The sequence below is a fragment of the Herbidospora sp. RD11066 genome (assembly GCF_054661255.1).
The window spans coordinates 122,239-143,541 of the sequence record NZ_BAAGDO010000011.1 but is presented as its reverse complement, the minus strand read 5'-3'; the positions used below and the strand labels follow the sequence as shown (position 1 = coordinate 143,541).

At 69.2% G+C, this 21,303-nt stretch carries 18 protein-coding genes and 2 tRNA genes; 11 read left to right on the top strand and 9 right to left on the bottom strand.

What is annotated here, in order from left to right:
* Nucleotide 1: 1 nt before the first annotated feature.
* Nucleotides 2–1,543, bottom strand: coding sequence for a histidine ammonia-lyase (gene hutH / locus ACYQ78_RS33365; RefSeq protein WP_459804940.1), 1,542 nt, complete (start codon nucleotides 1,541–1,543; stop codon nucleotides 2–4).
* 121 nt (nucleotides 1,544–1,664) lie between these two features.
* Between hutH and ACYQ78_RS33360 the strand changes: the two genes are divergently transcribed.
* Both ACYQ78_RS33360 and ACYQ78_RS33355 read left to right on the top strand, forming a co-directional pair.
* Nucleotides 1,665–1,736: transfer RNA gene (locus ACYQ78_RS33360), tRNA-Gly, on the top strand.
* Between the two features lie 13 nt (nucleotides 1,737–1,749).
* Nucleotides 1,750–1,824: transfer RNA gene (locus ACYQ78_RS33355), tRNA-Val, on the top strand.
* A gap of 297 nt (nucleotides 1,825–2,121) precedes the next feature.
* Here the strand turns inward: ACYQ78_RS33355 and ACYQ78_RS33350 are convergent.
* Both ACYQ78_RS33350 and ACYQ78_RS33345 read right to left on the bottom strand, forming a co-directional pair.
* Nucleotides 2,122–3,660: a vWA domain-containing protein gene (locus tag ACYQ78_RS33350; protein WP_459804939.1), complete on the bottom strand. Its 1,539-nt coding sequence runs from the start codon at nucleotides 3,658–3,660 to the stop codon at nucleotides 2,122–2,124.
* On the bottom strand, nucleotides 3,654–4,790 hold the full coding sequence (locus tag ACYQ78_RS33345) for a hypothetical protein (protein ID WP_459804938.1): 1,137 nt from the start codon (nucleotides 4,788–4,790) through the stop codon (nucleotides 3,654–3,656). The genes ACYQ78_RS33350 and ACYQ78_RS33345 overlap by 7 nt, the downstream gene beginning before the upstream one ends.
* 92 nt (nucleotides 4,791–4,882) lie before the next feature.
* Between ACYQ78_RS33345 and ACYQ78_RS33340 the strand changes: the two genes are divergently transcribed.
* Together ACYQ78_RS33340 and ACYQ78_RS33335 are read left to right on the top strand one after the other, a co-directional pair.
* Nucleotides 4,883–5,281 carry a hypothetical protein gene (locus ACYQ78_RS33340; protein WP_459804937.1) on the top strand — a complete coding sequence of 133 codons (399 nt, stop codon included), beginning with the start codon at nucleotides 4,883–4,885 and terminating at the stop codon, nucleotides 5,279–5,281.
* Nucleotides 5,282–5,621: 340 nt separating this feature from the next.
* The gene (locus ACYQ78_RS33335) at nucleotides 5,622–5,744 is read left to right on the top strand and encodes a hypothetical protein (RefSeq protein ID WP_459804936.1); all 123 of its coding nucleotides are present in this window, start codon (nucleotides 5,622–5,624) and stop codon (nucleotides 5,742–5,744) included.
* Nucleotides 5,745–5,997: 253 nt separating this feature from the next.
* On the opposite strand, the gene ACYQ78_RS33330 is transcribed toward ACYQ78_RS33335, so the two are convergent.
* From ACYQ78_RS33330 to mmsA, 3 genes are read right to left on the bottom strand one after another with little or no spacing between them, the layout of a single operon-like run.
* On the bottom strand, nucleotides 5,998–7,107 hold the full coding sequence (locus ACYQ78_RS33330; protein ID WP_459804935.1) for a substrate-binding domain-containing protein: 1,110 nt from the start codon (nucleotides 7,105–7,107) through the stop codon (nucleotides 5,998–6,000).
* 7 nt (nucleotides 7,108–7,114) lie between these two features.
* Nucleotides 7,115–8,422, bottom strand: a complete 1,308-nt coding sequence (gene mmsB / locus ACYQ78_RS33325; protein ID WP_459804934.1) for a multiple monosaccharide ABC transporter permease — start codon at nucleotides 8,420–8,422, stop codon at nucleotides 7,115–7,117.
* Nucleotides 8,419–9,939, bottom strand: coding sequence for a multiple monosaccharide ABC transporter ATP-binding protein (mmsA, locus tag ACYQ78_RS33320; RefSeq protein ID WP_459805080.1), 1,521 nt, complete (start codon nucleotides 9,937–9,939; stop codon nucleotides 8,419–8,421). The genes mmsB and mmsA overlap by 4 nt, the downstream gene beginning before the upstream one ends.
* 125 nt (nucleotides 9,940–10,064) lie before the next feature.
* Here mmsA and ACYQ78_RS33315 point away from each other — a divergent pair, with 125 nt between their 5' ends.
* Complete coding sequence (locus ACYQ78_RS33315; protein WP_459804933.1) at nucleotides 10,065–11,309, top strand: ROK family transcriptional regulator; 1,245 nt, start codon at nucleotides 10,065–10,067, stop codon at nucleotides 11,307–11,309.
* Here ACYQ78_RS33315 and ACYQ78_RS33310 read toward each other — a convergent pair.
* A complete protein-coding gene (locus ACYQ78_RS33310) occupies nucleotides 11,289–11,843 on the bottom strand; it encodes a CGNR zinc finger domain-containing protein (RefSeq protein WP_459804932.1) in 555 nt (184 codons plus the stop codon). The genes ACYQ78_RS33315 and ACYQ78_RS33310 overlap by 21 nt on opposite strands.
* 46 nt (nucleotides 11,844–11,889) lie before the next feature.
* Here ACYQ78_RS33310 and ACYQ78_RS33305 point away from each other — a divergent pair, with 46 nt between their 5' ends.
* The gene (locus ACYQ78_RS33305) at nucleotides 11,890–13,554 is read left to right on the top strand and encodes an aminotransferase class I/II-fold pyridoxal phosphate-dependent enzyme (RefSeq protein WP_459804931.1); all 1,665 of its coding nucleotides are present in this window, start codon (nucleotides 11,890–11,892) and stop codon (nucleotides 13,552–13,554) included.
* Nucleotides 13,555–13,565: 11 nt separating this feature from the next.
* The gene (locus ACYQ78_RS33300; protein WP_459804930.1) at nucleotides 13,566–14,339 is read left to right on the top strand and encodes a hypothetical protein; all 774 of its coding nucleotides are present in this window, start codon (nucleotides 13,566–13,568) and stop codon (nucleotides 14,337–14,339) included.
* A 51-nt stretch (nucleotides 14,340–14,390) separates the two neighbouring features.
* On the opposite strand, the gene ACYQ78_RS33295 is transcribed toward ACYQ78_RS33300, so the two are convergent.
* Nucleotides 14,391–14,948 carry a hypothetical protein gene (locus ACYQ78_RS33295; RefSeq protein WP_459804929.1) on the bottom strand — a complete coding sequence of 186 codons (558 nt, stop codon included), beginning with the start codon at nucleotides 14,946–14,948 and terminating at the stop codon, nucleotides 14,391–14,393.
* Nucleotides 14,949–15,110: 162 nt separating this feature from the next.
* Between ACYQ78_RS33295 and ACYQ78_RS33290 the strand changes: the two genes are divergently transcribed.
* From ACYQ78_RS33290 to ACYQ78_RS33280, 3 genes are all read left to right on the top strand, one after another.
* The gene (locus ACYQ78_RS33290) at nucleotides 15,111–15,254 is read left to right on the top strand and encodes a hypothetical protein (protein WP_459804928.1); all 144 of its coding nucleotides are present in this window, start codon (nucleotides 15,111–15,113) and stop codon (nucleotides 15,252–15,254) included.
* Nucleotides 15,255–15,349: 95 nt separating this feature from the next.
* Nucleotides 15,350–16,321, top strand: a complete 972-nt coding sequence (locus ACYQ78_RS33285; RefSeq protein WP_459804927.1) for an NAD-dependent epimerase/dehydratase family protein — start codon at nucleotides 15,350–15,352, stop codon at nucleotides 16,319–16,321.
* Between the two features lie 82 nt (nucleotides 16,322–16,403).
* Complete coding sequence (locus ACYQ78_RS33280; protein WP_459804926.1) at nucleotides 16,404–19,469, top strand: hypothetical protein; 3,066 nt, start codon at nucleotides 16,404–16,406, stop codon at nucleotides 19,467–19,469.
* Nucleotides 19,470–19,472: 3 nt separating this feature from the next.
* Here ACYQ78_RS33280 and ACYQ78_RS33275 read toward each other — a convergent pair whose 3' ends face one another.
* On the bottom strand, nucleotides 19,473–20,243 hold the full coding sequence (locus ACYQ78_RS33275) for an SDR family oxidoreductase (protein ID WP_459804925.1): 771 nt from the start codon (nucleotides 20,241–20,243) through the stop codon (nucleotides 19,473–19,475).
* A gap of 150 nt (nucleotides 20,244–20,393) precedes the next feature.
* On the opposite strand from ACYQ78_RS33275, the gene ACYQ78_RS33270 reads away from it, so the two are divergent.
* Nucleotides 20,394–21,227, top strand: coding sequence for a helix-turn-helix transcriptional regulator (locus ACYQ78_RS33270; RefSeq protein WP_459804924.1), 834 nt, complete (start codon nucleotides 20,394–20,396; stop codon nucleotides 21,225–21,227).
* The last annotated feature ends 76 nt before the right edge of the window (nucleotides 21,228–21,303 follow it).

Below are 21,303 nucleotides of genomic sequence, written 5' to 3'. Positions count from 1 at the left end.
TCTAAGCGAGCGGGCCCGTCACGCGCTCGACGGCCTCGACCACCGCACCGGAGGCGACCAGCCGCACCGCCGCCTCGATCTCGGGGGCGAGGAACCGGTCAGGGCCAGGGCCGTCGACGGCGGTGCGCAGGAGCGCGAGCGCGGCGCCGGTCCCCGGGGCGGGCCGGTGCGGTGCGCGGAGGTCGAGGGCGCGGGCGGCGGTGAGCGTCTCGATGGCGAGGACCCTGGTCAGGCCGTCGATCGCCTTGCGCAGCTTGCGCGCGGCCGACCAGCCCATAGAGACATGATCTTCCTGCATGGCCGACGAGGGGATCGAGTCGACGCTCGCCGGGACCGCGAGGCGCTTGAGCTCGGAGACGATCGCGGCCTGGGTGTACTGCGCGATCATGTGCCCGGAGTCGACGCCGGGATCGTGGGCGAGGAACGCGGGCAGCCCGTGGCTGCGGGCGACGTCGAGCATCCGGTCGGTCCGGCGCTCGGCCATCGACGCGACGTCGGCGACCGCGATGGCGAGGAAGTCGAGGACGTAGCCGACGGGGGCGCCGTGGAAGTTCCCGTTCGACTCGACGCGGCCGTCGTGGAGGACGACGGGGTTGTCGACGGCCGACTGGAGCTCCCTCCCGGCCACGAGCGCGGCGTGGTCGGCGGTGTCACGTGCGGCACCGGCGACCTGGGGGGCGCAGCGGAGCGAGTAGGCGTCCTGGACGCGCGTGCACGAGCCGTCGCGGTGCGACTCCATGATCTCGGAGCCGTGGAGGAGGACCCGGAGGTTGGCGGCGGAGGCGCGCTGGCCGGGGTGGGGCCGCAACTTCTGGAGGTCGTCGGCGAAGACGGCGTCGGTGCCGAGGAGCGCCTCGACGGACATCGCGGCGGAGATGTCGGCCGTTTTGAGCAGGTTGTCGAGATCGGCGAGGGCGAGGATGAGCATGCCGAGCATGCCGTCGGTGCCGTTGATGAGCGCCAGTCCCTCTTTGGCGGCGAGCTCTATGGGCTCGATGCCTGCCTCTTTGAGGGCTTCTTTCGTCGGCTTGAGGGTGCCCTTTTCGTTTCTTACCTGGCCTTCGCCCATGAGCGTGAGGGCTACGTGGGAGAGGGGGGCGAGGTCGCCTGAACACCCTAGTGAGCCGTATTCGTGGACTACCGGGGTGATTCTGGCGTTGAGGAGGGCCTCTAGGGTTTGGGCCGTTTTGGGGCGGACTCCTGTGTGACCCGTGGCGAGGGTGCGGAGTCTCAGCAGCATGAGGGCTCTGACGACCTCGGTCTCGACCTCTGGGCCGTTGCCGGCGGCGTGGGAGCGGACGAGGCTGCGCTGGAGCTGGGCCCTCAACGCCGGGTCGATGTGTCTGGTGGCCAGGGCGCCGAAGCCGGTGGAGACGCCGTAGGACGGGGTGTCGCTTTCCGCCAGTTCCTCGATGCGGCCTCGGGAGGCTGCCATCTCGGCGATGGAGTCCTCTTGTAGTTGCACGCGGCCGCCTCGGCGGGCTACGTGGACGACGTCGTCGAAGGTCAGGTCTCCGATCTGGACGACTTCGTTGTCGCTCATGGCACTCCCTTGCGATGTAACTATCGTGGAGCATGTTAGCTCCTTACTCGGCGGATTGATTTGGGGGTCGGGCGAAGATTCGCTAGTGTTCTCTGCGTGGCCCGGGGAACCGGGAACGCAAGCGGAAGTGGCTCAGGGGTAGAGCATCACCTTGCCAAGGTGAGGGTCGCGGGTTCGAATCCCGTCTTCCGCTCGGAAGTTTGCTTGGACGATTAGCTCAGCGGGAGAGCGCTTCCCTGACACGGAAGAGGTCACAGGTTCAATCCCTGTATCGTCCACCAGGAGACGGGAGACCTGCGGTCGGCGCCTAGCGCCTTCGGCGGGTCTCCTTCGTTTGTACGGGGGGACGACCCCCCGAACCCCCCGATGACAGGGGGCTTCGCCCCCTCACGCTCCCCCTGGTCCGCTATCGCGGCCCCGACGTCGCATTCGCTCCGGGTCGCTGCGCTCCTGGCGAAGGGCTCCGCCCCTCGCGCTCCCAGGCAAGGCCTCGCTCCGCTCGGGCTGCTCTCGCTCCGCTCGATTCGTTTACTTCAGCACCTTTGGCTACCTGGGCGGCCATCCGGCGGGACAACCGATCACTGGTAGCCCCTGATCTCCCGGAATACCGGCGACAGGGCCTGGGAGGTCCCGTCGAAGGTCACGCCTCCGGTGAGCTCGGCGACGCGTCGCAGCTCGGCGTGGTTCGCATCGCCGAACACTATGGTGAACACGGGCGGGGCGGCGCCGGGCAGCCCCCGGTGGTAGCGGGAGAAGGCCGCGAAGTCGCGGCCCTTCTTGTTGACCCCGTCGGTGAGCAGGACGATCGAACGGATCCGCCCCTTCTCCGAACCGGCGATCTCGTACGCCCGCACCAGCGCGTCGTACATGGCGGTGCCCCCGTGTGCCGTGAGGTTCCCCAGGAACGACCGGATCTCCCGCAGCGATCGGGCGGTGGGCCCGGTCTCGGGGATGTCGAACGTCGTCGGCGGCCGTGGCCCGGACGCGAAGGGCAGGAAGGTGATCCGCTCCCGGCGCCGGAAGGTGTCCGGTCGCGTCAGCGCCGACAGGGCGTTCTTGAGCAGGGTCAGCCGCCGCCCTTTCATGGAGCCCGAGGTGTCGAGGACGTACACCGTCGTCCCGGGGCGGCGGAGGCTGTCGTTGTAGGTGTCGACGAGGTCGTCCACGCTGCCGGGATCGGCGGGAAAGGGGATCTGGAAGGGCTGGTGCGCCGCGAGGTCGCCGGACACGCGAACTCCGCCGACGATCGGGCGGCGGTGGGTGAGCTGGGAGATCCTTTCCTGTACGGCCTGCGTGCGCAGCCAGGCGGTGAGCCGCTGATACGCGTCCTTGGCCTCCGGCGCGCTCGCCAGCAGGGACAGCGGATGATCGTCCGTCACCACTCCGTCGGCCGGATAGATCGGGACGAGGCGGCGGTCCGGTGGCGCGCTCGCGTTGGACGTGAGGATCTCGGACTCGTGGGCGACCAGCCCGTCGGCCGGGAAGCCGGTGCCGCCGGGGCCCGCGTCGCGGTAGGCCCTGATGAGCCGGGACGTCGAGTTCGACTTGAGCGTCTGGCCGGTGAACAGGCCCGCCAGCCGGGGCGCGGTTCTGCTCTCCTCGCCGGGCTGGAGCGCACCGGGGCCGGCCAGGGCGGTCGCCGCGGCCACGAGCGCGTTGAGGCCGTCGCCCGATCTCGCCGGATCGGCCATCCCGAAGGTGAACCGTCCCGAGGCCGCCGCCGCCGCGACGTCCGCCCATGCGACGGGCCGGCGGTCCCACCCGAGCCGCCGTGCCGCCTGCGGCTTCACACCGAGGATCACCGGTGAGTACATGATCTCGGTGGTGCCGTCGAACAGCGGGGTGGTCGCACCCGGCCGGAAAAGGTGTTCGGATGCGGGCCAGACCGCGTCGAAGTCCCCGTCGGCCGCGCCGAACCTGGCCGGGTCGTCGGTGGTCGTCAGCTCGACCGTCACGCCGATCGCCCCGGCCGCATCGCGCAGGACGGGCCCCATGTCGGCGAGACCGTCACCGGCCAGGACGCGCAGGGTGACGGCCTGACCGGTGAGCCCCTCCGGCGCGGCCTCGCCGCACCCGCCCGCCACCAGCGCGACCGTCAGCGCCACCCGGATCAACACGCCGGCCGCTCCGCTACGGGCAGCCGGAGCTCCCGGCGGACCTCGTCGATGAGGCCGCGCAGTACGCAGGCGGCCGGGATCGGCGAGGCCGTCAGATTCCGGCGGAGGGGGACCTCGGTGTCGGGATAGTAGTGCTGGGTGTTCCGGTAGCCGAGCCGCACCGCAGCCAGATGCTGGATCTCGGTGTCCTCTCGGAGCAGGTCGCGGAGGGTCCTCTTGTCCGCGTTGGCCGGAAGGCTGGGCTTGAGCTGGATGAAGGTGTGATCGGCCATGATCCCGGGCGAGAGGTAGAGCATCGCCTTCTCCGCGCCGTCGCACAGGCGCCCTTCCGGTCCTTTGTTGTACGAGACGATGAAATCCGATTCGTACCCGAGGACCAGCGGCGCGCCCGCCATGCATTTGGTCTGATAGTCGGTGAGCGCCTCGTTCGTCGACGTGGGGAGCTGCCCGAGGTCGCGATATGCCGGGACGATGTCCGCCGCGATCGACGCCACCCGCTCACCGTCGGAGAGCACCCGCCCGTCGTTCAACGCGATGCTCGCCGCGGCGACGAACATGGCCCCCGAATTGGAGGTCTCGGGGTCGACCAACTGGAGTCGTACCAGCTTGTCGCCGAATCCGATGTACCCCGGAATGTCGTCCCATGTGACGTCGGTCGTGACAAGTTCCAAGTACTTGTCGACGTGAAAAGTCCAGGTGTCGTCGCTTTCGCGGGTCGCCAGGCCGAGGGCGGCGAGACGGGGCAGGAGCGGCTTCCAGGTCTGGACCACCACGGTGGTGCTGAACACGGGAATCGCCTCCACCGTCGTGGGCAGCTTCGCCTCGATCAGGTCGGCGAAATACCGCCCCGCGGGCAGGGCGAGGTCGTACCGGGACAGATCCAGATCGGCGATCCGCCCTGACCCGGACGCCGTCGCCCGCACGTCGAACCCGTTCCGCAGCAGCAGCGCCCTGATCTCGGGATGGGCGAAGAAGGAGTCGTTCCCGGCGGACTGGATGAGGATCGGTTTCGCCGGCACGGTGATCGCCGCCGCCACGAGCAGGAGATCGAGCACGATCGCCGCGCTGATGAGCCGGTACGACCATGGGGACCGAAGGTTGCGCCGATTTCTCCGGCTCGTCGCGATCAACGACCCATCTCATTCCGTATCGCCCATCGTCAGCCGCATCACGGTATCCGAAGCAGAGCCGACGAACTATTCAGATGTGTCAATCTGGCGCTATGGATACAGAAATCCTGCCTTGGGTGGCAGCGGTAGGCACATTGGGAATCCTTCCGATCCTGATCCAGGCGTTCATCGACAAGAGGCACAAAACGCAGGCCGACGTGTCGGATACCGCGAAAGACGCCGCAATTCCAGGAATTTGGCTGGCGGTCGCCTTCGGGACACTTGAATTTCTGGTGGTCGCCTTCGTCATCGCCTATACGCACTTCGGCGGTCAGGCGCTCGTCCGGGATTCCCCTTTGCGCACCGTGGTCCTTCTGCTCTCGGCGGGTACGGCCTGGATGGGCGTCCACGGCAGCTGGGTCGCCATCACGCGCGACCACGACACGGCGTCCCTGGGAATCTTCGGCGCCCTGATGGCCACCGGCTCGCTGATCGCCGTCAGCGCGATTTGAAGGGGAACGCGGACGGTCCCGACGGGAGTGATGGGAGTTCGGCGCATCCGCATGCCCATCTTCTGCGCCTGTTGACGATCGAGCGCGACGTCCGCGACAGATGAAGTCGATACGAAAGTGATCTTGCCGCGCGCGGGTCCGTACCGTAATGTCCGCTTCGAAGATCATCCGATTGCGACATTTGGGACAACGGACAGGGGACCTCCCTGCTCCTTCCCGTTCGGAGACGGCTCTCTCATGCCTTCACGGCACCTGACGAGCACGGAGCATCTACGAGGTCGGAACCGGCTCGACCTGATGTCCGCAGAGCAGGCGAAAGAGAGATCACGAGCGATCACCCATGAAACGTGAGCGTCGATTATGGTTCCACTTCCGTCACGACTGGCAGGACACCGAGCGGATCGGCAACGTGGTGGTGCAGTACTGCTCGACCTGCCTCAAAAGCCGGATCCGCATCCGGTGATCCTTGCGCAATCTGGCCACTGACCACCAGGCAGATGACGGACGGCCGACTGGCCTACGCCCACCAAGCAGTGAAGCCGATGTCCGACGATGATCTGGTGGACATATTCGCCCCGGTCGACGGCTCGGAGCAGTTCATCATGCGGGCAAGTTGATCCATGTTGGGCACGCCGAAGTCGGTCCACAAACTGGATGGACTCATCAACGGCTGAAGGGCCCCACCGTTGGGTGAGGCCCTTCGTAACCGGTGATGGTCAGCCCTGGGTCAGGGGTGCCAGTTTCGGGTCGTTGGCGTACGACTCTGCGGCGTTCTCCTTGGTCACGATGACCGGCGGGAGCAGGTACGACGGCACGACCTTCACCCCGTTGTCGTACGACTCCTTGTCATTGATGGTCGGCTCGTTGCCCGCCTGCAGGGCCTTGACCATCGTGATGGTCTCCGCGACCAGCTTGCGGGTGTCCTTGTTGATCGTCGAGTACTGCTCCCCAGCCATGATCGACTTGACCGACTCCACCTCCGAGTCCTGCCCCGTCACCACGGGAATGTCCTTGCCCGCGCCCTTGATCGAGGTGATGATCGCGCGGGCCAGCGTGTCGTTGGGGGAAAGGACGCCGTCGAGCTTCTTGTCGCCGTTGTACGTCGAGGTGATCAGCGAGTCCATGCGCTGCTGGGCGCCCTCGGCCTTCCAGCCCTGGATGGCGGTCTGCTTCACGTCCGTCTGGCCGGAGCCGACGACCACGTCGCCGCTGTCGATGAGCGGCTTGAGCACGTCCATCGCGCCGTTGAAGAACACGCCCGCGTTGTTGTCGTCCGGGGAGCCGGAGAACAGTTCGATCGTCCACGGCGCTTCGGGCTTCTTGGCCTTCATGCCGTCCAGCAGCGCTTGGCCCTGGAGCTGGCCGACCTTGAAGTTGTCGAAGGCGATGTAGTAGTCGACGTCCGGGGTGTTGGTGATCAGGCGGTCGTAGGCGACGACGACGGCGCCCGCCTCCTTGGCCTGCTTGACCTGGGTGGTGAGCTGGGCGGCGTCGGTGGCGCCGATGACGATGACCTTGGCGCCCTTGGTAACCATGGCGGAGATCTGGGCCTGCTGGTCGGCGACGGTGGTGGAGGCGCCGGCGTACTGGACGTCGGAGGTGAAGCCGGCCTCCTTGAGGCCGTTGGTGAACAGGTCGCCAGCGAGGACCCAGTTCTCGGAGGTCTTGGACGGCAGGGCGACGCCGATGAGGGCGTCGGCGGCGAAGCCCTTGGCCGGTGCGGCGGCGCTGCCGCCGGTGGCGGTGGGGGCGGCGGCCTCTCGTTCGGTGCCGCACGCGCTCAGCATGAGGAGCGCCGCGGCGCCGATCATCAGAAATTTCCGCATGGTGAAACTAGCCCTTCTGGGATGTGACTGTCGTGGCCTTGTCGGCGTCCGGAGCGGGGGATGAACCGCCGATCGGGGGCGGATCGTCCCGGCGGAAGGGGCGCATCAGCGTCCCGATGATCGAGAAGCGGCCCTGGCTCTTGTTGTAGACGTCGAAGGCGACCGCCAAGAGGAGGACCAGGCCCTTGATGATCTGGACCATGTCCGAGCCGACGCCTTCGAGCTGCAGGCCGTTGTTCAGCAACGCCATGACCAGGCCGCCGACGATCGAGCCGCTGATGGTGCCCAGGCCGCCGGAGACGGCGGCGCCGCCGATGAAGACGGCCGCGATGGCGTCGAGTTCCCAGCTCAGGCCGTCTTGGGGGCCGGAGGCGGACGACCGCGCCACGAAGATCATTCCGGCCAGGGCGGCCAGGACGGACATGTTCATCATGACGAGGAAGTTGACGCGGCGGAGCTTCACGCCGGACAGTTCGGCGGCGCGGGAGTTGCCGCCGACGGCGTAGATGTGGCGGCCGCCGATGGTGTTGCGGGTGTAGTGGGAGTAGGCCAGCACCAGGACGATCAGGATGATGCCGGAGATCGGGAGGCTCGTGCCGATCCGGCCGCCGGCGAAGCGCAGCGTGGCGAAGACGATGACGCCGACCATGACGGCCATCCGCAGGACCGAGATCCACATCGGGGCGAGGTCGGCGTTCATCTCGCGCCGGGTCTGGCGCGACTTCAGTTCCCGCCAGACCACGCCCGCGCACGCCGCCAGGCCGAGCAGCAGCGTCAGGTTGTTGTAGCCGGTGTCGGGGCCGACCTCGGGGAGGAATCCGGCGCCGATCGTCCGGAAACCCTCGGGCACCGGGACGGTGTCGGCGTTGCCGATGTACTGGTTGCCGCCGCGGAACAGCAGCATGCCGGCCAGCGTCACGATGAACGCCGGCACTCCGACGTAGGCGACCCAGAAGCCCTGCCAGGCGCCGATCAGCGCGCCGACGGCCAGGCCGAGCAGGATGCCGACCGGCCAGGGCAGGGAGAACTCCTGCATGGCCTTGGCCACCACGATGCCGGTGAAGGCGGCGACCGAGCCGACCGACAGGTCGATGTGCCCGGCCACGATCACCATCAGCATGCCGATGGCCAGGATGAGGATGTAGGAGTACTGGCTGACGACCGCGATCAGGTTGCCCGAGGTCAGGGTGAGGCCGTCGGTCCAGATCTGGAACAGCAGCACGATGGCCACGAGGGTGAAGATCATGCCGAACTGGCGGGCGTTGGAGGTCGTACCCCCGAAGAGGTTCTTCTGCAGGTCTTTGATTCGGCTCATCGGGTCGGCGTCTTCTTGGTAGAGGTCATCTGCTTCATGAGGAGTTCGGGGTCGGCCTCGGCGCGGGGGACCTCGCCGGTGACGGTGCCCTCGAAGACCGTGTAGATGCGGTCGCACAGGCCGATGAGCTCGGGCAGCTCCGAGGAGATGACGATGACGCCCTTGCCCTGGTCGGCGAGCCGCTGGATGATCCCGTAGATCTCGTACTTGGCGCCCACGTCGATGCCCCGCGTGGGTTCGTCGAGGATCAGCAGGTCGGGGTCGGTGAACATCCACTTCGCCAGGACGACCTTCTGCTGGTTGCCGCCCGACAGTTTCGTGACGCCCTCGTCGACGCTGGGCGTCTTGACCCGAAGGCTCTGGCGGTACTCCTCGGCGGCGCGGTACTCGCGGACCGGGTCGACGACGCCGCGGGTGGACACCTTGGACAGCTTGGCCGCGACCATCGAGGTCTTGATGTCGTCGAGCAGGTTGAGGCCGATCGCCTTGCGGTCCTCGCTGACGTAGGCGAGGCCGTGGTCGATGGCGTCGGAGACCGTGCGCAGCTGGACCTCCTCGCCGTCCTTGAAGACGCGGCCGCCCAGGTAGACGCCGTAGGAGCGGCCGAACAGGCTCATCGCGAGCTCGGTGCGGCCGGCGCCCATGAGCCCGGCGAAGCCGACGATCTCCCCGCGCCGGACGGTGAAGCTCGACCCCTTGCAGACCAGGCGCTCGGCCGAGATGGGGTGGCGGACCGTCCAGTCACGTACCTCGAAGAAGACCTCGCCGATGTCGGGCGTGTGCTCGGGGAAGCGGCTGCTCAGCTCGCGGCCGACCATGCCGCGCACGATGCGGTCTTCGTTGACGCCGTCGGCCTGGACGTCGAGGCTCTCGATCGTTCGGCCGTCGCGCAGGATGGTGATGGTGTCGGCGACGGCCTCGATCTCGTTCAGCTTGTGCGAGATGATGATCGAGGTCACGCCCCGCTCGCGGATGCCGCGGAGCAGGTCGAGCAGGTGCCGGGAGTCGGCTTCGTTGAGGGCCGCGGTGGGCTCGTCCAGGATGAGTAGTTTGACGTCTTTGGCGAACGCCTTGGCGATCTCGACGAGCTGCTGCTTGCCGACGCCGATGTCCTTGATGAGGGTGTCGGGGTCCTCGTTCAGCCCGACCTCGGCCATCAGCTCCAGGGCCCGGCGCTGCGCCGCCTTCCAGTCGATGCCGCCCCGCCTGCGCGGTTCGTTGCCGAGGAAGATGTTCTCGGTGATCGACATGCCCGGCACCAGCGCGAGCTCCTGGTGGATGATGACGATGCCCGCGTGCTCGCTCGCGCGGATGTCGGAGAACCTCACCTGCTCGCCCTGGTAGACGATGTCGCCGGTGTAGGTCCCGTGAGGGTGGACGCCGCTGAGCACCTTCATGAGCGTCGACTTGCCCGCGCCGTTCTCCCCGCAGATCGCGTGGATCTCGCCCTGCCGGACGTCGAGGTTCACGTCGGCCAGCGCGGTGACGCCGGGGAACGTCTTGGTGATCGACCGCATCTCCAGCAGGACCGGGGCACGGCGTGTGGTGGACACAGCTCGCCTCCCTTGACTTTCTCACTTACTTCATGGCTTAGGTGTTAGGACTATCGAAAGACCATAAATCCATTTGATTTACTTGGTCAATGTTCTTGCGCGAGGGAGTCGGAGTGCGGCAGGCCGGCACGAATCTTCCGAAGGTCGGGCGGTACAACCAGGCGGTGGTGCTGGATCAGATCCAGCTCGCCGACGGCATCAGCCGGGTCGAGATCGCCGAGCGCACCGGGCTCACCCCGCAGACCATCTCCGGCATCGTCCGGCGGCTCATCGACGAGGGCATGGTGCGGGAGGACGGCGCCAGCCGGGTCCTGAACGGCGGCAAGCCGCGTACCACCCTCCGGGTCAACCCCGACGCGCGGGCGGCGATCGGCGTCCACTTCGACCCCGTGAAGCTCACCGGCACGGTGATCGACCTGCTCGGCAGGCCGCTGGCCGTGCGGCGCAGGCCGGTGGCGCCGGGCACCGACCCGGCCGACGTCGTCGCCGCGATGGCCGCGCTCGTCGACGAGGTGCTGGCCGAGTCACAGGTCCCGCCCGGCCGGGTGCTGGGCGTGGGCCTGGCCGCGCCGGGCCCGCTCGACCAGGACCGCGGCCTGATCGTGGCCCCGCCGCAACTGGCGAACTGGACCCGCGTGCCGGTGCAGCGCATGCTCGCCGAGGCCACCGGGCTGCCCGTGACGCTGGACAACGACGCCACCGCCGCCGCCGTCGGCGAACGATGGTCGGGCGCGGGCAAGGGGGTGGCCCACTTCGCGTACCTCTTCTTCGGCACGGGCGTCGGCGGCGGGCTGATCCTCAACCATCAGGTCTACCGGGGCGGCTCACTGAACGCCGGCGAGTTCGGCCACTCCACCGTGCTCGCCGACGGGCCCGAGTGCTACTGCGGCAACCACGGCTGCCTGGAACGTCTCGTCAATCCGCCTGCGCTCGTGGCCCAGGCGCGCGAGCGGCTCGCCACCGGGCGCGCCAGCGTGCTCGCCCCGGCCTCCGTCGACCACGCCTCGGTGCTGCGCGCGGCAGCCGATGGGGACGCGCTCGCCGTCGAGGTCATCGACGAGGCCGCCGGGCACGTCGCCTCGGTCGCGGTCACCATCGCCAACTTCGTCGACGTGGACCTCATCGTGCTGGGCGGGCACGGGATCGAACACGTCGAGGACCGTTTCGTCGCGGCGGTCGCGGCCGCGCTTTCCGCCCGGCCGCTTTCACGGCATCTGCGGGTCGTGGACGTGGCCGCCTCCCCCCTGGGCGCGGACGCGGCCGTGGTGGGGGCGGCGACGCTGGTCCTGCACACGACGTATTCGCCGCAGTTGTCAGCCTTCCTGTCGCACTGACCCCGTCTTCCGCCGGCGGAAGGCCCTAACCTTGGCGCGGTTGCCGCACTCGGACATGCCGCACCACTGCCGGTTCTCTGCGCGCGAGGTGTCGAGATACAGGCGGGTGCACTCGGGGTTGGCGCAGCGCTTGGGGCGGCCGGGGGCGGCGAGCAGGTCGATCAGGTCGGCGGCGAGGGTCGCCAGCAGTTCGTCGAGGGTGCCGGACCGCCGGGTGGTCCCGTCGGGCAGCAGCGTGGGGACGAGCCGAGGGCGCCTGGCGCGGTCGTTGAGCAGAGCCACGTCGCCCCCTTCCGGTCGCCGGTCGTCGAGACGGGCCGACGCCACCCGGTAGGCGGCCTCCCGCAGCTCGATCGCGGCGGCGAGGTCGGCGGCGCCGAACGCCGGTGCGGCGTCGAACAGCCCGGCGGCCTCCACCCATGCGGACAGGTCGGCGGGAGAGAGCAACTGCTCCTCCGGCGCCTCGCTGCGCCGCCACTTCCGCGTGCCGGCGAAGTCGAGACACCGGCGGCCGCTCACAAACACGAAACCCATGTAACCATCTTGACAGGTTACGGAAGTGTCGTGCAATCGTGTAACCATGCAAGACGGTTACACGGTGACGATCACCGGCGAGGACTTCCTCTTCTTCGCCGATCGCGCGGTCGGCGGCATGAGCGCGATCCTCGATGAGCTCGGCGACGAACTGGCCAACACCCGGCCCGCACTGCCCGGGGCCAACACCCCGTTCGCGCTGCTCACGCACTGTCTCGGGGTGATGGAGTACTGGGGCGGCCACCTGGTGGCCGGACGCCCGGTGCGGCGCGACCGGGCGGCCGAGTTCCACGCCAGCGGGCCGGTCGGCCCCCTGCGGGACAGGGCCGCCCAGGCGGTGGAGACGCTCCGGGACGACGTCCGGTCCTCCCGGCCGGGGGCGCCCCTGCACGCCGAACCCGACCCCGGCGCGCTCGGGCCCCGCCGGGAACTCACCCGTGACTCCGCCCTTCAGCACCTCTACGAGGAGATCGCCCAGCATCACGGCCAGATGGAGGTCATGCGCGACTGCCTGCTCGCGGCCCGCCCGGCCGGTGTGATCGACGCGCCGATCGGGTGGCTGCGGGCGAAACGCGGCGTCAAGTGGCACCGCCCCGGGCCCGAACTGCTGCCCGCGTGGGTGGCCGACATGGACTTCCCCCTCGCGCCGCCGATCGCCGAGGCGATCCGGGCCACCCTCGACCGGGGCGACCTCGGCTACCCCGACTGGGACGGCCATCCGCTGGCCGGGGCGTTCGCCGAATGGATGCACCGGCGGCACGGCTGGCAGCCCGACCCCGGCCATGTGCGCGGCATCACCGACCTCATCCAGGGTCTCCAGCTCACCCTGACGCTCCTCACCGAACCCGGTGACGGCGTGGTCGCCTTCACGCCCAACTACCCGCCGTTCCTGCGCACCCTGGAGACGATGCGGCGCCCGCTCGTCGCGGCGCCCCTGGAGCCCGGCCCCGGCGGGGGCTGGACCTGGGATCACGACCTGCTGGAGCAGCGGGTACGCACTCAGAACGCCAAGATCCTGCTGCTGGTCAACCCGCACAACCCCACCGGCAAGGTCTTCACCGCCATGGAACTGCGACGCGTCGCCGACCTGGCCGAGCGGCACGACCTGATCGTCATCAGCGACGAGATCCACGCCGACCTCGTCCACGCCCCGCACCGCCACCTCCCCTTCGCCGCCCTCGACGCGCGCACGGCGGCCCGGACGGTCACCGTGACGTCGGCGTCCAAGGCGTTCAACATCGCGGGGCTGCGCACCGCGCTGGCCCACGTCGGCCCGGCCGTCCTGCGCAGCGCCTGGGACGCCCAGCCGCCCGACCTGTTCGGCGCCACCAACGTGCTCGGCGTGGAGGCCACCCGCGCCGCCTGGTCCCACGGCGACGCGTGGCTGGCCGCCGTCACCGCCCACCTCACCCGGCAGCGCGACCACCTCGCCGGGCGGATCGCCGCCATGCCGGGCCTCGACCTGCTCACCCCCGAAGCCGGATATCTGGCCTGGCTCGACTGCCGGGGCGCCGGGTTCGAAGAGGAGGCCGCCGACTGGTTCCGCCGGAAGGCGGGCGTCGAGCTCAGCGCCGCCAGCGAGTTCGGTTCGGGCACGGACGGCTTCGTCCCCGGGTCGCGGGCGCGGCTGAACTTCGCCACCACCCGCGAAATCCTCGATCTGATCCTCGACCGAATGGAGGCCGCTACCGTTTTCGATCAACGTGGGTGAGAATCCTCGGCATGAAACGCTTGATCGTCAGTGCCTTTGTGGCATTAGCCGTTGTTCTCCCGGTGACACCGGTCGAGGCCGCCGCCGATCCCGTGGCCGCGGTGAAGAAACGGGTGAGCACCGGGCACGGAATGGCATTCGCCGACACCGTCACGATGGTGCGGGAAACCTCCGAGAAGTTCATAACGCGCAAGGGGCGGCTGCAGTTCGGCCGCGGCGGGCGGGTCGCCGCGTCCGATATCAGTGCGGAGTTCTTCGGACCGTTGCCCCAGCGGAATCCGAAACTCCTGACGCCCGGCCGGGCGATCATGATCGGGAAGACGTTCTACACCCAGGGGCTCGGTTATGAGGTGCCCGCGGGGAAGAAGTGGTTCGTCGAGAAGAACGGCGAGCCCAGCGGGAGCGCCACGTATTACAGCCAGCTCGTCAATCCCGGTGAACCGGCGACGCTGAAAGCGCTGATCGCCAACGCCAAGCGGTCGGGCCGGGTGTACACCGGATCGATCGACCTGTCCGAACTGGCCGAGGTCTCGCCGTGGTTCCGCCTGAGCGCCGGCCGCACCGTGTTCGTGGCCGGGGCGCACGTGCGCTTCAAGCTCACGCTCGACCCCCGCTCGCTCCCCAAGAGCCTGGTGACGGACCTCAGCGGGGGTTACCTGTTCCACAGCGGCGACTGGGACAAAGTGGTCCTCCACACCGTCACCACCTACTCCGCCTGGGGCTCGAAGATCTCCGTCAAGGCGCCTCCGGCCGGCACGGTCTCGAAGGTGCTGAGCCAGGAATGACATGGCGCGACCCGGGCCCGCGGGAAGATGGCCCGCAGGCCCGGGCCCGCCCTACGCGTCGCCCTCGCAGGTGTTCTCCGCCTCCGCCGTGCACAGGTCGGTGCCGGCGCCGCCGAAGACCTGGTCGAAGCCGCCCGCGTCGCCCATGAGGACGTCGTTGCCCCCGTTGCCCTCCAGGAGGTCGTTGCCGCCCTCGCCGGAGACGACGTCGCGGGCCGAGCCGCCCGAGTAGACGTCGCCGTCGGGGCCGAGGAAGGCCTGCGTCTGCAGGGCGGTGTTGTTCTGTACGGTGTCGGCCCCGGCATTGGTGCGCACCAGGATGCTGGAAATGCCCGCGCTGTTGCACCGGACCGTACGGGAATCGACGTTGGCGCAGGTGACGCTGCCCGCGAAGATGCCGTCGCCGAAATTCCTGACGACGAGGAAACCGCCTTCGACATTGATGGAGATGTCGTCACCGGCGAGGCCCGCGCTGACGGACAGTTGCCCGCCGGTCGCCGTCACATTGGTGGCGGCCATTGCGGGAGTGGCGCTCACGGCCGCGAGAGGAATGGCGAGCAGGGCTCCCATTGCCAGCGCGCGGAGACCCTTCTTAATGTTGGGTGTCACGATGGTCCCTTTCCTGAGAATGCGACGGTCGTCGCGTCAGGAAGTACACCCCGATCGCCATGGGCGAAGTACGTCGAAATACCTGCTACCCAAATTAGGGCCACTATTCAGGAGCGCATCATTGCCACTACGACCGCGTCCATCGACCTCGCCGTCCACGGGATGCCCGACGAGCCGGAAAGGTCCCGGGTCGACTGGTCGGCCGGTTTCACGCCGCTGGGGGTCACCGAAGAGGAGGCGGTCGCGATCGTCCACCGCGTCCTGAGCGGTGGACTCGACGCCCTTCGGGCATCGCTGGAGGTCTGAGCGCCGAAAAGGTTTTCGCTCTGGGGGGTGCCATGCCACGCCCGTCTGCGGAAAGGTGGGACACAACTGAGCAACCGGCACGGATGGGTACAGGCATGAGAATCGTCGTCATCGGTGGTAGCGGTCACATCGGCACCTACCTGGTCCCCCGGTTGGTCCGGGCGGGCCATGAGGTCATCAACATCAGCCGTGGCTCGCGCGCCGCCTACACCGGCTCTCCCGAGTGGGAGCAGGTGCGGCAGGTCGTCGCCGACCGGGAGCAGCAGGACCTCGACGGCACCTTCGGGGACACCGTGGCCGCCTTGAACCCCGAGGTGGTCGTCGATCTCGTCTGCTTCACCCTCGAATCGGCCGTCGCGCTCGTCGAACGGCTGCGCGACGAGGTCGGCCACCTCCTGCACTGCGGTTCCATCTGGCGGTACGGTCCCAGCCACGCCACCCCGATCTCCGAGGGCATGGGCACCGCCCCCCTCGGCGACTACGGCACCCAGAAGGACCTGATCGCGCGGATGCTCAAGGAGGAGACCCTCAAGGGCGGCCTGGTCACCACGACGCTGCACCCGGGGCACATCGTCGGGCCGGGCTGGCATCCGATCGGCGCCCTGGGCAACCTCGACCCCTCGGTGTGGACGACGATCTCGTCCGGCCGGCCTCTGAGGATTCCCGGGATCGGCGCCGAGTTCATGCACCACGTCCACGCCGACGACGTCGCCCAGTCCTTCGAGCTGGCCATCGAACGCCGCGACGCGGCGGCGGGCCAGGACTTCAACGTCGTCGCCCCGACCGCGCTGAACGTCCGCGGCTACGCCCACCAGGCGTCGGCGTGGTTCGGCCGGACCGCGACCCTGGAGTCGGTGACCTGGGAGGAGTTCCGTGGCGAGAACCCCGCGGAGCACGCCCAGGCGAGCTGGGAGCACCTGGTCCGCAGCCACGTCTGCTCGATCGAGAAGGCCAGGACCCTCCTCGGCTACGCCCCGAGCTACCAGCCGCAGGAGGCCATCCTGGAAGCCGTCCGCTGGCTGATCGACCACGACGAACTGAAGGTCGCCGGCCCCCTCGTCGTCTGACCAGGCGAGTAGGGCCCTACTCAAGACGTGAGCCGGGCGTCGGCGCAGCATCCCCGATGGAGCACACCTTCAGGAGGGGACCATGCGAAGACGCCTGGCGGTCATGAGCATCGCCGCGCTGTTCCTGTCGTTACTTTCCGCGCTGCCCGCGTGGGCGGCCGCACCAGCCATCTCGCTGACCTTCAGCATCGACTATCTCAAGGAGATCGAGAGCCCCGACGGCACCGGCGACTACTTCCCCCGGGTCCGCATCGCCGACGGCCCGCTGGAGCAGGGGCCGCGGATCGAGGACGACGAGTTCAGCCCCTACGGCCTGCCCGAGGCGCCGAACGGGTGGAGGTTCACCAAGGCCGACCTGCCCGGCGACGTCGCGACCGTGCCGATCACGGTCACCCTGTGGGACTACGACAGCGGGATCAACAGCAACGACGACCGGATGGACATCAGCCCGGTCGACCAGGACGTGGAGCTGAACCTGGTCTACGACGTGAAGACGGGACGGCTCTCGGGCGACCAGATCCCGGCGGCCGCTCCGTGCGTCAGCTCCTCCGGCGTGGACCAGGGCGACTACTGCATCCAGGGCGACGGCGACCACGGCTTCCCGAGGGACAACGACGGGCGGATCACCCGGATCGGCGTCAGCGTCACGACCACGCTGCCGGACACCGACGCGGACGGCATCCCCGACGTCGTCGAACTCTCCGGCATCCAGGACGCCGGCGGGAACGTGCTGGTCGCCGGGTCCGACCCGTGCCGCAAGACGATCATTCTCCAGCTCGACTGGATGAACGACACCGGGACGGGGCCGCACAGCCACGAGCCCAAGGCGCAGGCCATCACGCTGGTGAGGGACGCCTTCGGGAACGCGCCGGTACCGTCCGCGGCGAGCTGTCCCTACGCGGGGCCGCGGCAGGACGGCATCGAGTTCGTCTACCGCCGCGGGGTGCAGATCGCCGAGCAGAACACCATGGGAATGGACGACGACAACGACTACCGCAACGCCCGCAACGCCAACTTCCCGGCCGAACTCGCGCCCTACGCGCACTACGGGATGATGGGCCACGACCTGGTCGTGGGCTCGGGGACCCCGGGCACCATCAGGCGGGGCGTCTCCGGGCAGTGCTGCGAGCCGACGCGGGGCAACAACAAGGACTTCATCGTCACCCTCGGGTCGTGGCGGACCCAGTGCGTGGCCGATTTCGGTGTCGACTACGGCGGCGACGGCATGCTGCAGACCACCGCCGTCGGCGACGACCTCACCAACGGCACGATCATCAACGCGGGGCCCAACCGCACGTGTGACACGCCCAGCACCGATCCGACCGACCGGCAGATCCTGACGGTGAACACGGGGGCCGACGACGCCGAGGTCGGCACCGTCCAGGACCAGGCCGGGACGATCATGCACGAGCTCGGCCACGCCCTGAACCTGGCGCACGGCGGCGACTCCGGGGTGAACAACAAGCCCAACTACCTGAGCGTCATGAACTACTTCTTCCAGACGGGCATCCCGAACTCGCCGCCGCCGCTGCTGGTGGAGGACGCGAAGATCTGGCGGGTCGGCGCGGTGCGCTTCGACTACTCCGACGGGGTGCTGCCCCGGCTGGTGGAGAGCTCGCTGAACGAGAGCGCCGGCATCGGCGACGGAGGCGACTTCACCTTCTGGTTCACCGACAACCTCCGCGACCCGGCGAGCGCGGTCAGGCCGCTGCGGTCGGGGCCCGGCAACGGGCCGCTGAACTGGAACGACACCGTCAACGCGGCCACCGGCGCGCCGATCTACGAGACCGCGACGGTCAACGTCGACCTCAACGCCAACGGGGCCAGCAACACCTTCACCGACCACAACGACTGGACCGCCCTGCGCTACCGGGCCGCGCGGTCGGCCGACGCGACCACCAGCGCGTGCAGCGGCTACCTCACCGCCTCGGCGAGCTGTTCGGGCAACGGTGAGGAGCTCGACTACGCGACCGTGGCCAACCGGGAGATCGCGTTCTTCAACCAGTACGACCCCGACGTCGCCGTCGCCAAGACGGTCGACAAGGCCGACGCGGAACCCGGCGAGCAGCTCACCTACCAGGTGAAACTCGACAACGTCGGCCCCGGCGGCGCCCACCGCATCGCGATCACCGACACCCCGGAGACCCGCTCGCTCCCCTACCTCGCCGCGGGAGGCGGCGCCACGGAGACCTTCACGTCCCTGGTCCCCTGCACGACCGCCGACGGCACCGTCATCACCAACCGGGCGACCGTCACGGCCGAGGACAGCGCGGGAGGGCGCGAGGCCAACACGGCGAACAACAGCGCGACCGCGCGGACCACCGTCCACGCCCCCAAACTGACCCTGACCCGCACGACCCCGGCCACTGTCAAGGCCGGTGAGGCCGTGAAGGTCACCCTCAAGGCGGCCAACGTCGGCGGCGCGACCGCGCAGGACACGGTGATCACCGACGTCCTGCCGAAGGAGGTCTACTACAGCCAGGCCCTCGACCAGGGCGCCGGTCCGAAGCCGGGCACGGTCACCCGCAACCCCGACGGCACCACGACCCTGACCTGGACCGTCGGCTCCCTGACCGCCGCCCAAACCAAGTCCGTCGAGTACACCGCCCGGCCGAGCCTGCTCTTCACGGCGGGCGCGACCCTGACCGGGAGCGCGCGGGCGACGTACAAGAACGGCAAGGGGTGTGTGTACGACCCCGCGACCGCCACCAGCGGAACGGGCGTCACCGAAGTGAGCCCGGGACGCGACCCGCGCATCACCACCTACTGGACCCTCTGGCCGAACGCCCGCACCCCCGAGCTGCTGGCCCGGGTGCAGGCCACCGACCAGCGCTTCGACGGCAACGGCGACGGCCGCCTGTCCGACCAGGAGGCGCTGGCCGCCCTGACGGCGATCGGCCTGCAGCCCAAGCCGCTGAAGACCAAGCTCCTGACCACCCTGCTCAACCTGAGTGAACGGAGGATCAACGCCTCGACCCGCGTCAGCTCGCTGGTCACCCACAAGCTCGACGTGACGACCGTGGGCGGCGCGGTGCGGCACACGTTCGCGACCCTGGAGGTGCCCGCCAACCTCCAGAACACGATCCGCTACCTCGACGCCTCACTCCTGCTCGACGAGATCAACACGGGCCTGAGCGAGCGTTACTGACCATCAGCCGGGCTGGCGGGTCGGCATGATCGTGACCTGCTGGAGGTTGGCCCGGGGCGGCAGGGCGGCGAGGAAGCCCACCGTCTCGGCCACGTCCTGCGGCTCCAGGAAGGTCATCATCTCCTGGAAGCCCGCCAGCCTGGCCTGGACGTCCTCATCGGTGACGTGGTCCATGAGCTCGGTGCCGACGATGCCGGGCTCGATCGCCGAGACCCGGACGTCCTTGGCGCCGAGCTCGGCGCGCAGGTGCCGGGACAGGTGGGTGACGTAGGCCTTGGTGCCGGAGTAGACGGCGAAGGTGGGCATGAGGCTCCGGGCCGCGATCGACGAGGTGTTGACCAGGTCGGCGACGCCCTTGGCCGCGGCGGCCTCGACGAGCTGGGGGACGAACGCCGCGATGGCGTTCATCAGGCCGCCGATGTTGAGGTCGATCTGGTGGCGCCACTGGCCGACCGGCAGCGACTCCACGGGGCCGGGCAGCATCACTCCGGCGTTGTTGAAGAGCAGGTCGGCGGGGCCCCACTCCGACCTGACCCGGTCGGCGGCGGCGGTCACCGCCTCGGCGTCGGTCACGTCGGTCACGATGGCGATCGCCTGTCCGCCGTTCTTGGCGATGCGGGTGGCCAGGTCGTCGAGGCGGTCGGGGCGGCGGGCCAGCAGGGCGACTTTGGCGCCCCGGGCGGCCAGGTGTTCCGCGGTCGCCTCGCCGATGCCGCTGGAGGCGCCGGTGATCACGGCGATCCGGCCGTCGAGGCCGAGGGGGTTCACTGACATGATCGTCTGCCTTCTCACGGAGGAACTCGTGCCTCCAGCCCACCAGGCCGGACGGGGCGCGGGAGGCGTACACCTGGGTCTGCCCCGGCTGGTACCGGCAGGGCCACCCTGGCGGTCCGGGCATCGGCCGGGCGCGGTGACACTGGGGGGATGGACCGCAGTCACGAGACCGCCGACTTCCTGCGCAACCGCCGGGCCAGGCTCCGGCCCGACACGGCCGGGGTGCCCGGCGACGGGCGGATCCGGCGGGTGCCGGGGCTCCGCCGCGACGAGGTGGCCCGGCTGGCCGGGGTCAGCACGGAGTACTACACCCGGCTGGAGCAGGGACGCGGCGGCCACCCCTCGCCCGAGGTGGTCGCGGCGCTGGGCCGGGCGCTCCGGCTCGACCCGGCCGAGCAGGAGCACCTCACCGACCTGCTGCTGACCCGGGTGTCGGCGCCCCGCCGGGTCGTGGTCGCGCCGCAGCGGGTGCGGCCGGGGCTGCACATGATGCTGGAGACGCTCGACCAGGTTCCGGCGTTCGTGATGGGACGCCGCACCGACGTCCTGGCCTCGAACCGGCTGGCCCGCCTGGTCATCACCGACTTCGACGCCCTGCCGGTGCGTCGGCGGAACATCGCCCGCCACTGCCTGCTCGACCCGGAGGCGCGGGAGCGGCTGATCGACTGGGAGCGGTGCGCCATCGAGACCGTGGGCATGCTGCGGCTGGAGGCCGGGCGCCACCCCGACGACCCGATCCTGGCCGACCTGGTGGCCGAGCTGAGCGCCGAGTGCCCCGAGTTCACCGGCTGGTGGAAGGACCACCCCGTGCTCCGGCGCACCCACGGCACCAAGCGGTTCAACCATCCGGTCGCCGGGGAGCTGGAGTTCTTCTACGAGTGCCTCCAGGCGCCCGGCGACCCCGATCAGTCGATGTGCGTTTTCAACGTCGAACCGGGGTCGCCCAGCGAGCGGAGACTGCGGCTGCTCTCCTCCACAAAGTGATCGTCCGATGAACATTCTGTGGCCACGGGTTGTTGGCCTCCGGTTAAGGTGAAGCTCAAACACTCTTCCGGTCGGG

Excerpts from the sequence above, each read along its gene's own strand:
- hutH (WP_459804940.1), bottom strand. The coding sequence starts at position 1,543 with ATGAGCGACAACGAAGTCGTCCAGATCGGAGACCTGACCTTCGACGAC.
- ACYQ78_RS33340 (WP_459804937.1), top strand. The coding sequence starts at position 4,883 with ATGGATACAGAAATCCTGCCTTGGGTGGCAGCGGTAGGCACATTGGGA.
- ACYQ78_RS33335 (WP_459804936.1), top strand. The coding sequence starts at position 5,622 with ATGAAACGTGAGCGTCGATTATGGTTCCACTTCCGTCACGACTGGCAG.
- ACYQ78_RS33330 (WP_459804935.1), bottom strand. The coding sequence starts at position 7,107 with ATGCGGAAATTTCTGATGATCGGCGCCGCGGCGCTCCTCATGCTGAGC.
- mmsB (WP_459804934.1), bottom strand. The coding sequence starts at position 8,422 with ATGAGCCGAATCAAAGACCTGCAGAAGAACCTCTTCGGGGGTACGACC.
- mmsA (WP_459805080.1), bottom strand. The coding sequence starts at position 9,939 with ATGCGGTCGATCACCAAGACGTTCCCCGGCGTCACCGCGCTGGCCGAC.
- ACYQ78_RS33315 (WP_459804933.1), top strand. The coding sequence starts at position 10,065 with ATGTTCTTGCGCGAGGGAGTCGGAGTGCGGCAGGCCGGCACGAATCTT.
- ACYQ78_RS33310 (WP_459804932.1), bottom strand. The coding sequence starts at position 11,843 with ATGGGTTTCGTGTTTGTGAGCGGCCGCCGGTGTCTCGACTTCGCCGGC.
- ACYQ78_RS33305 (WP_459804931.1), top strand. The coding sequence starts at position 11,890 with ATGCAAGACGGTTACACGGTGACGATCACCGGCGAGGACTTCCTCTTC.
- ACYQ78_RS33300 (WP_459804930.1), top strand. The coding sequence starts at position 13,566 with ATGAAACGCTTGATCGTCAGTGCCTTTGTGGCATTAGCCGTTGTTCTC.
- ACYQ78_RS33290 (WP_459804928.1), top strand. The coding sequence starts at position 15,111 with ATGCCCGACGAGCCGGAAAGGTCCCGGGTCGACTGGTCGGCCGGTTTC.
- ACYQ78_RS33285 (WP_459804927.1), top strand. The coding sequence starts at position 15,350 with ATGAGAATCGTCGTCATCGGTGGTAGCGGTCACATCGGCACCTACCTG.
- ACYQ78_RS33280 (WP_459804926.1), top strand. The coding sequence starts at position 16,404 with ATGCGAAGACGCCTGGCGGTCATGAGCATCGCCGCGCTGTTCCTGTCG.
- ACYQ78_RS33275 (WP_459804925.1), bottom strand. The coding sequence starts at position 20,243 with ATGTCAGTGAACCCCCTCGGCCTCGACGGCCGGATCGCCGTGATCACC.
- ACYQ78_RS33270 (WP_459804924.1), top strand. The coding sequence starts at position 20,394 with ATGGACCGCAGTCACGAGACCGCCGACTTCCTGCGCAACCGCCGGGCC.